The organism is Phenylobacterium sp. (assembly GCF_035569475.1).
GTDB lineage: Bacteria > Pseudomonadota > Alphaproteobacteria > Caulobacterales > Caulobacteraceae > Phenylobacterium.
In genome coordinates this window covers 17,283-31,546 of the sequence record NZ_DATMNA010000126.1, presented here as the reverse complement: position 1 = coordinate 31,546, position 14,264 = coordinate 17,283, and the positions used below count along the sequence as shown (strand labels likewise).

Sequence of the window (14,264 nt, the reverse complement as noted above, 5' to 3'; positions counted from 1 at the left end):
TGCGCCAGGACAAGCACGAGAAGTACGCCGACGCCTTCGACACCCCGACCGACGCCCAGGTCTTCCGTCAGGACACCACCACCTCCGAGACCATCCTGCGCGGCGTGGTGAAGTTCCAGCAAAAGCCGCGCCTGTCCTGGGAGGCCGGCGCGGAGGGCGCCTACAATAGCCTCGAGAACCACATCCTGTTCTCGGACAACGGCGTGTTCACCAAGCTGCCGGCGGCGGACGTCCAGGTGGACGAAAAGCGCGGCGAGGTGTTCGGCAAGACGGTCTGGCGGCCGTTCTCGACGCTGACCGTCGAGGGCGCCGTGCGCGAGGAGGGCTCGCAGATCTCGTCCAGCGGCGACGTGAACCTGTCGAAGACCCTGTACTACACCAAGCCGCGGCTGGCGGTGACCTGGGCGCCGGACGCCGACGACCAGATCCGCTTCCGCTACGAGCGGGAGGTGGGCCAGCTCGACTTCACCGCCTTCGTGGCCTCCACCACCCTGACCGCGGGCGTGGTCACCGCCGGCAACCCCAACCTGGTCCCGCAGCAGGACTGGGCCAGCGAGATCGCCTACGAACGCCACTTCTGGGGCGGCGGCGGCCTGGTCCTGACCCTGCGCCACCTGCAGATCACCGACGCCATCGACCGCGCCCCGGTGCGCGCGCCGGACGGCAGCGTCTTCGACGCCCCGGCCAACATCGGCGACGGCAGCGAGAACGACGCCCTGGTCAACCTGACCCTGCCGCTGGACAAGCTGGGCCTGAAGGGGGCGGTGATCCGTGGCGAATACACCCGCCGCTGGTCGCAGGTGACCGACCCCACCACCGGCCGCAAGCGGGGGATCAGCGGCGAGCACCCCGCCGACTGGGAGGCCCACTACAGCCAGTCGGTCGGCCGGTTCCTCTACGGCGTCGACGCCTATGGCGGCTGGCAGCGCCGCTATTACCGCTTCAATGCGATCCAGATCGACAAGCTGCAGACCTATGTCACCCCGTTCGCGGAGTGGAAGCCGAACCCCAAGCTGAGCTGGCGGATCGAGCTCGACAACGTCACCGCCCGCGGGTTCAAGCACACCTTCGAGAGCTGGAACGGGCCGCGCGACCGGTTCCCCCTGGCGCTGGTCGAGCAGACCTCGGTGCACCCTGGCCGGGTGATCTACATCCGCCTGCGGAAGACCTTCGGGAGCTAGATCCTCCCCGCCCCTACTTCGTGTCGCTGGCGCCGTGGGCCCAGCGCTTGAGCCACGGCGAGAGGACGATCATCAGCAGGCCTGCGCCCAGGCCCCAGAGGCCGATCACGCCGAAGACGTGGCTGTAGGTGGCCAGCGCCTTGCCGGCGTCGAGGACCTGGCCGCCGATGGTGTCCGACGCGGTGAGCTGGGCGATCTTGGCGGCCACGAACTGCGCGCCGGCGGTGCCCAGATACCAGGTCGCCATCAGGGTCGAGATCAGCAGCGGCGGGGCGAGCTTGGTCATCTGCGACAGGCCGACCGGCGAGACGCACATCTCCCCCGTCGTCTGCATCAGATAGGCCCCCGCCAGGAAGATCAGCGGGCTCTTGAAGTCGGCGCCTGCGAACTGCGCGCCGAAGATCAGCACATAGTAGCTGGCCCCGATCAGCAGCAGGCCGGCGCCGAACTTGGCGACCGGGTTCGGATCGCGTCCGAAGCGGCCGAGGAAGGTCCAGAGCGCGGCCATCACCGGCGCCAGGATCAGGATCCAGCCGGACTGGAAGGACTGGGCCTGGGCCGGCTTCATGCTCTGATCGCCGTAGAGATGCAGGTTGACGTTGCGCTCGGCGAAGAGGTTCAGCGACGAACCGCCCTGTTCGTAGAGCGCCCAGAACACCACCGAGGCGAGGATCAGGACGATGGCCAGCAGCAGGCGCTCGCGTTCGACCTTGTCGGCCTTCGCAGTCATGTACCAGATCAGGTAGCCCAGCACGGCGATCGCGCCGACGCCCAGCAGGCCGCTCACGATGGCGAAGCTCTGCACCACCACCCAGACCGCGGCCACGCCCGCCAGGCCCGCGATATAGATCAGCCACTCGGTGTTGAGCGGCCCGGCGATGGGCTTGGCCAGAGCTGCCGGGTCCGGCGGCTCGCCCTTGCCTTCGAGCATCGGCTTGCCGAGCACGAAGACGATCCAGCCGAGCGCCATGCCGATCCCGGCCGCGCCGAAGCCGGCCCACCAGCCGATAGTCTGGCCCAGCCAGCCGCAGGCGATCGAGGCCAGGAACGAGCCCAGGTTGATGCCGTAATAGTAGAGGGTGAACCCCGGGTCGCGGCGCGGATCGCCCTGCGGGTAGAGCTGGCCGACCATGGCGGCGATGTTCGCCTTCAGGAAGCCGACCCCCATGATGATCAGGGCCAGCGCCAGGAAGAGGATGTTCTTGAACAGCGGCGCCTGGCGGGCGACCGAGATCTGGTAGTCGCCCTTGGCCAGGTGGGCCGGCAGCGGCGCCGAAGCCGGCAGGCCCTTGATGTCCAGGCCCCCGTCCGCGGCGGCGGAATAGGCGTAGGCTTGGCGATCGACCAGGAGCTTCACCTGGCGCGCGTCGGCCCGGCCGGTGACCTGGAAATTGTAGGCCGCGCCGTGGGTGGTCAGCACCTGGGTCGCGGGCTCGCCTTCCAGCGCCATGGTGAAGTGGCCGGCGACCAGCAGCAGCGCCCCGAAGGCCACCGCCTTGCGCGCGCCCAGGAAGCGGTCGGCCAGGAAGCCGCCGATCACCGGCAGCAGATAGACCAGCGAGGTGTAGGCCCCGTAGGAGCCGGCGGCGGTCTTGTCGTCGAACAGGAAGTGCTGCGTCAGGTAGAAGATCAGCAGGCCGCGCATCCCGTAGTAGGAGAACCGCTCCCACATCTCGGCGAAGAACAGGATCCGCAGGCCCCGCGGGTGCTGGCGAAGCTGCAGGACGACGGGAATGGCCGTGGCCGCCGCGACGACGATCCCGGCCACGATGACGATGTCCATGTGGCGGCTCTTGCCTCTCTTGGGGGAGGCGCGCGGCCCCCAAAGCTGCGCGCCGTCATGATTAAGCGGCAGAAAATCACTTAGACCCCCTCAGCACAAGCAAGGCCAAACCCCATCTAGGGGCAGACGATCACGCGGGGAGCCTGGGCCGGGGCTCCGCGTTACGCCCGCTGAAGGAGACCTGCCATGAAGACGCCCGGCCCCGACCACCCGATCACCCTGGAGAAGGCGACGAACCGCTGGCGCGCCCGCTACGCCGGCCACGTGATCGCCGACACCGACGACGCGATCATCCTGCGCGAAGCCGACTACCCTGCCGTGGTCTACTTCCCCCGCGTCGACGTGGAGATGGGCTACATGAGCCGCACCGCCCGCGGCACCCACTGCCCCTACAAGGGCGACGCCAGCTATTTCACGGTGCTGATGGACGGCCGGTTCGCCGAGAACGCCGTCTGGACCTACGAGCAGCCCTTCCCGGCCATGGAGGGGATCGAGGGCCGCCTGGCCTTCTATCCCGACAAGATCGAGGTCTATGAGGTCGCCGACGAGGCGGTGAACCCCCACTACCGGCCCGAGGCCACGGCCCGCGCCGACGAGGACTACGCCATCACCGTCGACGACGCCGTGCAGCACACCGACAGCGGCGCAGGCGCGCCGCAGCGCGAGCCCTGGCCGGCCAACGTCTCGACGCCGGATGACGGGGGATTGCGGTGATCTGTATCCCTCCTCTTTAGGGGAGGGTGGACCGAGCGAAGCTCGGGAGGGGTGGGGGTGCGCGGGCCAGCGCTCAGGCGCGCCCGTTTGAACGCAACTTCCCCACCCTGGCCGCTGCGCGGCCTTTCCCTCCCCTAAAGAGGAGGGATGACTTCAGTACGCGAAGCTCTCGAACACCTTGCCGGCGTCGCCCTGCCAGGGGCCGTTGTAGAGTTCCAGCAGGCGTTCGGCCGGGGTGATCCCGCTGGCCGCGATCTCGTCGAGTTCGGCCAGGTAGCCGCTTTCGTCGACGAGGCCGCCGGAGAGGCGGTTGCGGCGCTTCAGGCCTTCGCGGGCGACGGCGAGCATGTCCTTGGCCACGTCCTGCACGGTGCGCCCGGCGATCTCGGCCTTCAGGCCCACGCGGGCGACATCCGCACGCAAACGCTCGTGGTCCTCGATCTTCCAGTGCTTGCAGAGGTCCCAGGCCGCGGCCAGGGCGGCGCTGTCGTAGAAGATCCCGGTCCACAGCGCCGGCAGGGCGCAGAGCCGGCTCCACGGGCCGGAGTCGGCGCCGCGCATCTCCAGGTACTGCTTCAGCCGCACCTCGGGGAAGATGGTGGTGGTGTGGTCGGCCCAGTCCTTGATGGAGGGCTTCTCGCCGGGCAGTTCGGCTAGTTTGCCGTCCATGAAGTCGCGGAACGAGCGGCCGGCCAGGTCGATGTAGCGGTCGCCGCGCTTGGCGAAGTACATCGGCACGTCCAGGGCGTAGCTGGCATAGGTCTCGAAGCCGAAACCGTCCTTGAAGACGAAATCCAGCATGCCGGTGCGATCGGGGTCGGTGTCGGTCCAGACGTTGGCCCGGGCCGAGACGAAGCCCGAGGGCTTGCCTTCGACGAACGGCGAATTGGCGAACAGCGCCGTGCACACCGGCTGCAGGGCCAGGCTGGTGCGGAACTTGGCCACCATGTCGGCCTCGGAGCCGAAGTCGAGGTTGGCCTGCACGGTGCAGGTGCGGAACATCATGTCCAGGCCCAGGCCGCCGACCTTGGGCATGTACTCGCGCATGATCTTGTAGCGGCCCTTGGGCATGACCGGGACCTGGTCGCGCCGCCAGATGGGCGTGAAGCCCAGGCCCAGGAAGCCCAGGCCCAGCTCGTCGGCGACGATCTTCACCTCCTGCAGGTGGCCGCCGGTCTCCTCGCAGATGTCGTGGATGGTCTCCAGCGGCGCGCCGGAGAGTTCGAACTGGCCGCCGGGCTCCAGGCTGACGTTGGCCTTGCCGCGTTCCAGGGCGATCACATGGCCGGCCTCCAGCACCGGCTTCCAGCCGAAGCGCGTCAGGCCGTCGAGCAGGGCCTTGATGCCATCGGGCTCGTACGGGACGGGCTCATGGCTCCCCAGGCGGAAGACGAACTTCTCGTGCTCGGCGCCCACCCGCCACTGGTCCTTGGGCTTGGCGCCCCGCTCGAACCAGGCGACCAGGTCATCGAACGTCAGGGGACGATCGTCCGTGGCGGTATCGGCCATTGAGTCTTCCCCATCCCAACCGGGACCGCATTGTGCGGCGGTGCTCTTTACGTTGACGGAATAGGTGGGCGCAATCGGCGCAAGCTCAAGGGGCGCCGCCAAGCCGCGTCGGGGAGGCCCAGTCGCCGAGCGCGGCCTGCCAGAGCGTCAGCGCGCTGATCGCGGCCGTGTCGGCCCGCAGGATGCGCGGGCCCAGCGAGGCCGGGACGGCGTAGGGCAGCCCCCGGAGCCGCTCGCGCTCGGCGGGCGAGAACCCGCCTTCGGGCCCGATCAGGATCGCCCAAGGCTCCCCTCCCGCTTGCGGGGAGAGCGCCTCCAGGATCGGCGATGCGTCTCCGGCCTCGTCGCAGAAGAGGAGTCTGCGGCCCGCGTCCCAGCCGTCGATGAGCTTTGAAAGCTTCACCGGCTCCAGCACCGCGGGGACATCCAGGCGGCCGGTCTGTTCCGCCGCTTCGGTGGCGATGGCCGTCAGCCGCTCGACGCGGGCGCGGTCGGCGTTGGTGCGTTCGGTCAGGGCCAGGCGCACACGGCGCGCGCCCAGCTCGGCGGCCTTCTCGACGATGGTCTCCACCCGCCCGCGCTTGACCACGGCGACGATGAGATCGAGGTCCGGCCCCATCGTCTGCGGCCGCGACCGGCTCTGCGCGCGCAGGGCCACGGCGCGCCGGGTCACCGCGGTGACGACGCTCAGCCACTCCCCGTCGCGGCCGTTGAACAGCGCCACCTGGGCGCCTACGTCCTGGCGCATCACCGAGGCCAGGTAGTGACTCTGGGCATGGTCGAGCGCCAGTTCGGCGCCGGCGGCCAGGTCGTGGGGAATGAACAGGCGGATCATCGCGGCCGTTGTAGCCCCCGGGGCTTCATCGGGACTAGGGTCAAGGCATGTCCAAAGACGACGACTACACCCGCGAGCTGGAAACCCTGCAGGCGGCCCTGGTGCGCTACCAGCAGGCCGCCATAGCGGGGGGCGAGAAGGCCCTGGTGATCTTCGAGGGGCGCGACGCCGCCGGTAAGGACGGGGCGATCAAGCGGATCACCGAGCATCTGTCGGTGCGCAACACCCGCGCCGTGGCCCTGCCCAAGCCCACCGAGCGCGAACACAGCCAGTGGTATTTCCAGCGCTATGTGACCCACCTGCCGGCGGCTGGCGAACTGACCCTGCTCAACCGCTCCTGGTACAACCGCGGCGGCGTCGAGCCGGTGATGGGCTTCTGCACGCCGGAGGAGCATGAGGCCTTCCTGCGCGATGCGCCGGTGTTCGAGGCGATGGTGATCGCCAGCGGGCTGAAGGTCGTCAAGCTGTGGCTCGACATCTCCCGCAAGGAGCAGGCCCAGCGGCTGAAGGCCCGCAAGACCGACCCCCTGAAGGCCCTGAAGGTCAGCGCCCTCGACGACGTCGCCCAGCAGAAATGGGACGCCTACACCGAGGCGCGCGACCAGATGCTGACCCGCACCCATACCCCTGAGGCGCCCTGGATCATCGTGCGCACCGACCACAAGAAGAACGCCCGGCTGAACACCATCCGCTACCTGCTGAAGGTGCTGGCCCCCAAGGCGGTCGCCAAGAGCGTCGACAAGCCCGACCCCAAGGTGGTCTTCGAGTTCGAGGTCGCCGCCCTGACCGACGGGCGGCTGGAACGCTAAAGGAGGATCGCCATGGATCAGGTTCGCCTTGGAAACACCGGGCTCAAGGTCTCGCGCCTGTGCCTGGGGTGCATGACCTACGGCTCGCCCACGTGGCGCTCCTGGGTGCTCGACCAGGAGCAGTCGAAGCCCTTCTTCAAGGCCGCCGTCGAGAAGGGGATCACCTTCTTCGACACCGCCAACGTCTATTCGATCGGGGCCAGCGAGGAGGTCACCGGCCACTGGCTGCGCGAGTTCGCCAGGCGCGAGGAGATCGTGGTCGCCACCAAGGTCAACGGGCCGATGGGCAAGGGACCGAACGAAAAGGGCCTCTCCCGCAAGTCGATCATGGCCCAGATCGACGCCAGCCTGGCGCGGCTCGGCATGGACTACGTCGACCTCTACCAGATCCACCGCTTCGACTACGACGTCCCCATCGAGGAGACGCTGGAGGCGCTCAACGACGTCGTGAAGGCCGGCAAAGCCCGCTATATCGGCGCCTCGTCCATGTACGCTTGGCAGTTCGCCCGCATGCTGGCCGCCAGCGAGCGGCACGGCTGGGCGCGCTTCGTCTCCATGCAGCCGCAGTTGAACCTCGTCTACCGGGAGGAGGAGCGCGAAATGCTGCCGCTCTGCCGCGCGGAAGGGATCGGGGTCATCCCCTGGTCGCCGCTGGCCCGCGGCTACCTGGCCGGCGGCCGCGCCGCGCCCAGGGAAGGCAACACCGAGCGAGCGCGCACCGACGAGTTCAGCCCCCGCCTCTACTACACCGACGCCGACCGCAAGGTGGTCGATGCGGTGAGCGAGATCGCCAAGGAACGCGGCCTCTCCAACATGCAGATCGCGCTCGCCTGGGTGCTGCGCAACAAGGCCGTGACGGCCCCGATCATCGGCGCCAGCAAGCTTGGCCATATCGATGAGGCGGTGTCCGCCCTGGACGTCGCCCTGAGCGACGACGAGGTCAAACGGCTCGAAGCCGACTACCTTCCAAAACCAGTGTTAGATCACGCCTGAATCCGGGTTTGTTCCGTGTCCCAAGGCGGGAATGGTTAAGCTGTTAACCATTCGTAAACACTTTGTTGTTCTTTCTTTGTTCGCTGGCTAGGCTGGCGCAACGATTCCTCCAGGGACCGCCGCGGCCATGCACCCCAAAGCTTCCATGCCCCCCATGCTAGATGTCTAGGGACAGGCTGACCGCCGGCGAGGCGCGCCGCATCGCCCTGGCCGCCCAGGGGTTCGCCACGCCCAGGCCCGAGGGTCCGGTCGCCAAGCGCCAGTTGGTCAAGCTGATCGAGCGGCTGGGCGTGGTGCAGATCGACAGCGTCAACGTGGTCAGCCGCACCCACTACCTGCCGGCCTTCGCCCGGCTGGGCGCCTATCCGCGGGAGATGCTGGAGGAGGTGGCCTGGGGCCGGAAGCGGCCGCTGTTCGAATACTGGGCGCACGAGGCCTCGCTCGTGCCGCTCGCGAACCAGCCGCTGTTCCGCTGGCGGATGCAGGACGCCCATGACGGAGCCGGCGTCTGGAAGGGCGTCGCCCGTTTCCTGCGCGAACGGCGCGACTTCGTCGACCGGGTGCTGGAGGAGATCGCCGCGCGCGGTCCGCTGGCGGCCTCGGAGCTGGAGATGGGCCAGAAGGGCGAAGGCGGCTGGTGGGGCTGGAGCGAGGCCAAGCGGGCGGTGGAATGCCTGTTCTGGACCGGCGAGCTCACCACCGCCACGCGGCGCGGGACCTTCGAGCGGGTCTACGGCCTGCCGGAAAAGGTGCTGCCCCGGGCCATCGTCCAGGCGCCGACGCCCAGCCGCGAAGAGGCGCAGCGCGAGCTGCTGCGGATCGCCGTCCGCGCCATGGGCGTGGGCACGGCCTTCGACCTGCGCGACTATTTCCGCATGCCGGTCGCCGACGCCAAGGCGCGCACCGCCGAGCTTGTCGAGGCGGGCGAGCTGGTCCCGGTGACGGTGAAGGGCTGGCGCGAACCGGCCTTTATGGATCCCGCCGCCAGGCGCCCGCGCCGGGTGGACGCCCAGGCCCTGCTCTCACCCTTCGACAACCTGATCTGGTACCGCGAGCGCACCGAGCGGATGTTCGGCGTGCGCTTCCGCATCGAGATCTACACCCCGGCGCACAAGCGCACGCACGGCTACTACGTCCTGCCGTTCCTGGAGGGCGACGCGCTCACCGCCCGCGTCGACCTGAAGTCCGACCGCAAGGCCGGCGTCCTGATCGTCCAGGCCAGCCACGCCGAACCCTGGGCCGGCGACGCCACGCCGGTGCGCCTCGCCCAGGAGCTGAAGCTGATGGCCGGCTGGCTGGGGTTGAGCGGCGTGCGCGTGGAGCGAAAGGGCGATCTGGCCGGGGCGCTGAGCGATGCTATAGGCTGATCCACCGCACCCCCTCCGTCGGCTTCGCCGCCACCTCCCCCGCTTCGCCGGGGAGGAGCGATCTGGTCCGCTCCTCCCTTGCACCGAAGAGTGCGGGGGAGGTGGATCGGCGCGTAGCAACGAGACGGAGGGGGCGAGATGGCGGCCTTACGCCCAGCCCTCCGTCACCGCATGCAGCCGCGCGTAGGCGCCGCCCCTCTTCACCAGGTCGGCGTGCTTGCCTTCCTCGACGATGCGCCCGTCCTCGAAGACCAGGATCCGGTCGGCGCCGCGGATGGTCGACAGGCGGTGGGCGATGACGATGGTGGTGCGGCCGACCATCAGTTCCTCCATGGCCGCCTGCACCTGGCGCTCGGTCTCCACGTCCAGCGACGAGGTGGCTTCGTCCAGCACCAGGATCGGGGCGTCGGCCAGGAAGGCCCGCGCGATCGCCACCCGCTGGCGCTCGCCGCCCGACAGCTTCACCCCGCGCTCGCCCACCAGGGTGCGGTAGCCCTGCGGCAGGCGCAGGATGAAGTCGTGGGCCCGCGCCCGCCGGGCGGCGAGCTCGACCTCGTCCTGGGTGGCGTCGGGCCGGGCGTAGGCGATGTTCTCGGAGAGCGTCCGGTGGAACAGCGCGGGGTCCTGCGGCACCACGGCGATGGCGCGGCGCAAGGACCCCTGGCTGACAGCGGCGATGTCCTGCCCGTCCACCAGGATCTGCCCTGAGTCCACGTCGTAGAGCCGCTGGATCAGCTTCACGAAGGTGGACTTGCCGGCGCCCGTGGGCCCGACCAGGGCCACCCGCTCACCCGGCGCGATGCGCAGGGTGAAGTTGTCGTAGAGAGGCGTGGCGGCGGACTTGTAGCGGAAGGTCACCCGGTCGAAGACGATCTCGCCCAGGTCGGCGCGGAACGGCCTGGCGCCGGCCGCATCGACCACCTGCGGCGCCATGGTCGCGTAGCGGGCCACGTCCTCGGCGTCGTCCAGGCCCTTCTGAGTCATGCGGATGTTGTCGCCGATGTTCCGGAGGTAGCCGGTCATCAGCATGAAGGCGGTGATCACGAAGGCCACGTCGCCCGGCGTCGCCTGTCCCCGCGCCCACAGGCGCAGCAGAAGGCCGGTCAGCCCGGCCTGCAGCGCCACCAACAGGACCGAGTGGAAGAGCCAGATGTCGGTGAACCGGTTCCAGGTCCGGTTCGCCGCCCGCCGCCAGAGGTCGGTGACGCCGGCGATGCGGGCCTCCTCCCGGGCCTCGGCCCCGAAGCTCTTCACCGTGGGGTTCGACGAGATCGAATCGGCCAGCGCCCCGCCGATCCGGCTGTCGAGCGCCACCGAGCGCAGGTTCATCGGCCGCGCATAGAGGTTGGTCGTGACCACGTTGGAGACGATGTAGAGCGTCACCATGACGGTGGAGAACAGGCCCACCATCGGCCAGCGCCAGGCCATCATCCCGCACAGGCCGACGAGCACGATGATCGCCGGGCCCAGGAAGACCAGGGCCGCGTCGGAGACCGAGTCATAGCCCCACATCGCGCGGCTGAGGCGCCGCACCGTGGCGCCGGCGAAGGTGTCGGCGTGCCAGTCGGCGCTGAACGACTGGACCTTCTTGAAGCCCTCGTCGGTCATCTCCTTCATGTTGGCGCTGGCCAGCGGGATCCAGAACCGCATGGAAAGGTTGCGGATCATCGAGAAGGCGAAATAGACGCCCACGAACACCGCCCAGGCGCGCCAGGCGCCCCCCGAGTTCCCCGGGCCGTGGGTCACCGCGTCCACCAGCCGGCCGGACGCCCAGGGGGTGGCCAGGTCGAAGGCGATGGCGGCGACCACGAAGGTCACCGTGCCGGTGAGCAGCCAGGGACGGCGCAGCCAGAACCGCGCGATGAAGCCCAGCACCTGGCTGTTCTTCAGCACCCTTTCCTTCTGGTCTTCGGTGTCCTCGTAGTGGTCGGTCATCTCGGAAACTCGGGATCTCAGGCGCCGGGCGGGCCGCGAATGTCCTGCACGGACGGCGGCGGGCGGGCGCGATTGAAAGGTCTTGGGCGGAGCGGGGCTTGCGGGGAACCCCGGAGGGCCACGGGCGCACGGAGTGACTTCGAAACCGGGGCCGATCAGGCCCTCAGACGAAGTCGTCCGGTTGAGTTAGAAGCGCGGCGGCGGCCCAGCGCACAGTTGGGGAGTGGCGGACATGAAAAGCTTCATCTTGACCCTCCCTTCGCGTGGCTGAGGACGGGAAAGCTAGGCCCGACCCCAGGGAGCGTCAAGGCGACGGACGAACGCGGTTCGGCTTTGTTCGCGTGGTGGCGGAGAGGCCACACCCGGCCCGACGCCCCCTCACCGCTTCGCGGTCCCCCTCCCCCGTTTCACGGGTGAGCTATTGACGTCGACGATTTCCAAAAACCTCCCCCGCTGGCGGGGGAGGGGGACCACAACGTGGTGGAGGGGGCGCTGCGGGCGCACTAGAGAAGGTCTGTGACCACCGCCTCCCACCTCCCAGACGCCCAGCCCCGCAACTGGGTCGACCGGTTCGCGCCGGCGGGCCTGAGGCCGTGGCTGAAGATCGGGCGGTTCGACCGGCCGGTGGGGATCTGGCTGCTGATGCTGCCGGGCTGGCAGGGGATCGCGCTGGCCGACGCCATGGAGCACCGGCTGCCGAACCTGGGACTGATGGGGCTGGTGGCGCTCGGCGCGGCGCTGATGCGCGCGGCCGGCTGCGCCTACAACGACATCGTCGACCGCGACATCGACGCCAAGGTGGCGCGCACGGCGATGCGCCCGATCCCGGCGGGCCAGATCAGCGTCAGGCAGGCCTGGGCCTTCGTGATCGCCTGCTGCCTGGCCTCGCTGGCCATCCTGCTCACCCTGCCGCCGACGGCCGTGGTGCTGGGGGCGGCGTCGCTGGCGCTGGTGGCGGCCTATCCGTTCATGAAGCGGATCACCTGGTGGCCGCAGGCCTGGCTGGGCCTGACCTTCAACTGGGGCGCCCTGCTGGGCTTCGCCGCGGCCACCGGCGCCGGGCCACAGTTCTGGCGCGGCATGGAGCCCTATGTGATCGAGACCGGCAACTGGCGGTTCCTGATGCGGGCGATGGACGACAGCGCGCTCAAGTGGCCGGCGATCCTGCTCTACGCCTCGGGCGTGTTCTGGACCCTGGGCTATGACACCATCTACGCGATCCAGGACCTGGAGGACGATGCGCTGGCCGGGGTGAAGTCCTCGGCGCGACGGCTGGGCGCCAACGCCCCACTCGCCATCCTGGCCTTCTACCTGACCAGCCTGGCGATCCTGCTCGGCATGGGCGCGGCGGCCGGGCTGGGGCCGATCTTCTACCTGGGCCTGATCGCCTATGGGGTGCAGCTCTGCTCCCAGGCGCGGCGGGTGCGCCTCGAAGACGGGCCGCGGGCCCTGCGGCTTTTCAAGTCCAACGCCTGGGCCGGCCTGATCCTGGTCCTCGCCATCCTCACCGGAACGCGCTTCCCCCTGCCCATCTAGGATGTTCCCCCTGCGGGCGCGGATCGCGTACAATCGCGCCATGGCCGTTGCCGCCCGCGTCGATCCGAAGAGCTATTTCGCGCCCCAGGAGTGGGCGCCGCTGGCGCGCCGTTCGCGCTGGAAGGGACTGGCGCTGCTGGCGCACGCCTGGATCGTGATCGGGCTGGCCATGGCCCTGGCGGTCGCCGCGCCCGGATGGTGGAAGCTCGCAGCCATCCCGCTGGCCATCGCGATCATCGGCGGACGCCAGCTTGGCCTCGCGATCCTGATGCACGACGCGGCGCATGCGGCCCTGCACCCGAACCTGAAGGTCAACGACTGGGTGGGCAACCACCTGACAACCGGCGGCCTGATCGACTACCGGAACTACCACCTGGCGCATCACAAATACGCCCAGCAGGCCGAGGACCCGGACCTCGTGCTCTCGGCGCCCTTCCCGATCACGGCCACGTCGCTGCGCCGCAAGATCGTCCGCGACCTGACCGGCCAGACCTATTGGAAGCAGCGCTGGTCGGGCCTCGTCAAACGCATCGCCAACCGCAAGCCGGGCGAGCCGCTCTGGCCGATCCTCAGGGACGCGGCCTATGCGCGCCGCCGGTTCCTGACCGGGATGGCGGTGACCGTGGCGGTGACCGCGCCGCTCGGCGCCTGGTGGGTGTGGCCGGTGCTGTGGCTGGTCCCGCAGGCCACCTGGCTGCCGATGATCACCCGCCTGCGCAACATCGCCGAGCACGCCTGCGTGGCCAAGGACGAGCCGGACCCGCTGCGCCACGCGCGCACCACGCGGGCCAACTGGCTCGAGCGGGCGGTGATCGCGCCCTACTATGTGAACTACCATTGCGAGCACCACATGTTCATGCACGTGCCCTGCTACAACCTGCCGCGCGCCCACCGCCTGTTGAAGGCCAAGGGCGTTATGGACGGGATGCTGACGGCGCGCGGCTATGTGAGCGTGCTCAGGACCGCGAGCGCCAGGGCGGCGTAAGCCCCGATCCGCCGGTTCGGCGTTTGTTCCCGTCAGGAGACGCCTCATGCCCATGACCCTCGAAGGCTCCTGCCGCTGCGGCGCCGTGCATTTCGCGGTGGAGAGCCATACGCCGCAGCCCTACCAGCGCTGCTATTGCGCGATCTGCCGCAAGACCGCCGGCGGAGGCGGCTATGCGATCAACCTGGGCGCCGACGCGAAGACGCTGAAGATCGAGGATCCCGGCAAGGCCGTCCGCGTCTTCCGCGCCGAGATCCGCGACGAGGACGCGGGCCGGTGCGAGGTCTCGACCGGCGAGCGCAATTTCTGCTCGCGCTGCGCCACGGCGCTGTGGCTGTTCTCGCCGGAGTGGCCGGACCTGGTCCACCCCTTCGCGTCGGCGATCGATTCGGATCTCCCGGTCCCGCCGTCGAAGGTCCACCTGATGCTCAAGTACAAGCCGAGCTGGGTCGTGCTGAACCAGGATCCCGGCGACGCGCTGTTCGACCTCTATCCCGAGCAGTCGCTGGAGGACTGGCACAGGGAAAGAGGGTTGTGGGTGGACTAGGCTGAATCGGCATTCAGCTTAGCATCGGCTGGCCCCCACGGAACCCTTCTCCCCTTGTGGGAGAAGGGCG

At 69.2% G+C, this 14,264-nt stretch carries 12 protein-coding genes; 8 read left to right on the top strand and 4 right to left on the bottom strand.

The window, feature by feature from the left end:
• A partial coding sequence (locus tag VNW53_RS19800; RefSeq protein ID WP_325557778.1) for a TonB-dependent receptor occupies positions 1–1,181 on the top strand: 1,181 nt, incomplete at its 5' end.
• A gap of 13 nt (positions 1,182–1,194) precedes the next feature.
• Here the strand turns inward: VNW53_RS19800 and VNW53_RS19795 are convergent.
• Positions 1,195–2,964: an oligopeptide:H+ symporter gene (locus VNW53_RS19795; protein WP_325557777.1), complete on the bottom strand. Its 1,770-nt coding sequence runs from the start codon at positions 2,962–2,964 to the stop codon at positions 1,195–1,197.
• Between the two features lie 186 nt (positions 2,965–3,150).
• Between VNW53_RS19795 and VNW53_RS19790 the strand changes: the two genes are divergently transcribed.
• Positions 3,151–3,678, top strand: a complete 528-nt coding sequence (locus VNW53_RS19790; protein WP_325557776.1) for a DUF427 domain-containing protein — start codon at positions 3,151–3,153, stop codon at positions 3,676–3,678.
• Positions 3,679–3,831: 153 nt separating this feature from the next.
• Here the strand turns inward: VNW53_RS19790 and VNW53_RS19785 are convergent, their stop codons facing one another.
• Complete coding sequence (locus tag VNW53_RS19785; RefSeq protein ID WP_325557775.1) at positions 3,832–5,187, bottom strand: glutamate--cysteine ligase; 1,356 nt, start codon at positions 5,185–5,187, stop codon at positions 3,832–3,834.
• Between the two features lie 85 nt (positions 5,188–5,272).
• Complete coding sequence (locus VNW53_RS19780; RefSeq protein ID WP_325557774.1) at positions 5,273–6,022, bottom strand: 16S rRNA (uracil(1498)-N(3))-methyltransferase; 750 nt, start codon at positions 6,020–6,022, stop codon at positions 5,273–5,275.
• A 47-nt stretch (positions 6,023–6,069) separates the two neighbouring features.
• Here VNW53_RS19780 and ppk2 point away from each other — a divergent pair, with 47 nt between their 5' ends.
• The 3 genes from ppk2 to VNW53_RS19765 all read left to right on the top strand — a co-directional run bounded on the left by ppk2 (position 6,070) and on the right by VNW53_RS19765 (position 9,191).
• Entirely contained in the window at positions 6,070–6,831 is a 762-nt protein-coding gene (gene ppk2 / locus VNW53_RS19775; protein ID WP_325557773.1) for a polyphosphate kinase 2, read from the top strand.
• 12 nt (positions 6,832–6,843) lie between these two features.
• Positions 6,844–7,824, top strand: a complete 981-nt coding sequence (locus VNW53_RS19770) for an aldo/keto reductase (protein WP_325557772.1) — start codon at positions 6,844–6,846, stop codon at positions 7,822–7,824.
• A 161-nt stretch (positions 7,825–7,985) separates the two neighbouring features.
• The gene (locus VNW53_RS19765; RefSeq protein WP_325557771.1) at positions 7,986–9,191 is read left to right on the top strand and encodes a winged helix-turn-helix domain-containing protein; all 1,206 of its coding nucleotides are present in this window, start codon (positions 7,986–7,988) and stop codon (positions 9,189–9,191) included.
• A gap of 147 nt (positions 9,192–9,338) precedes the next feature.
• Here VNW53_RS19765 and VNW53_RS19760 read toward each other — a convergent pair whose 3' ends face one another.
• Positions 9,339–11,126, bottom strand: a complete 1,788-nt coding sequence (locus tag VNW53_RS19760; RefSeq protein WP_325557770.1) for an ABC transporter ATP-binding protein — start codon at positions 11,124–11,126, stop codon at positions 9,339–9,341.
• 516 nt (positions 11,127–11,642) lie between these two features.
• Here VNW53_RS19760 and VNW53_RS19755 point away from each other — a divergent pair.
• The 3 genes from VNW53_RS19755 to VNW53_RS19745 are packed head-to-tail and all read left to right on the top strand — an operon-like array spanning position 11,643 to position 14,194.
• Positions 11,643–12,662, top strand: a complete 1,020-nt coding sequence (locus tag VNW53_RS19755) for a UbiA family prenyltransferase (protein ID WP_325557769.1) — start codon at positions 11,643–11,645, stop codon at positions 12,660–12,662.
• 40 nt (positions 12,663–12,702) lie between these two features.
• On the top strand, positions 12,703–13,647 hold the full coding sequence (locus VNW53_RS19750) for a fatty acid desaturase family protein (protein WP_325557768.1): 945 nt from the start codon (positions 12,703–12,705) through the stop codon (positions 13,645–13,647).
• 46 nt (positions 13,648–13,693) lie between these two features.
• Positions 13,694–14,194 carry a GFA family protein gene (locus VNW53_RS19745; protein WP_325557767.1) on the top strand — a complete coding sequence of 167 codons (501 nt, stop codon included), beginning with the start codon at positions 13,694–13,696 and terminating at the stop codon, positions 14,192–14,194.
• The last annotated feature ends 70 nt before the right edge of the window (positions 14,195–14,264 follow it).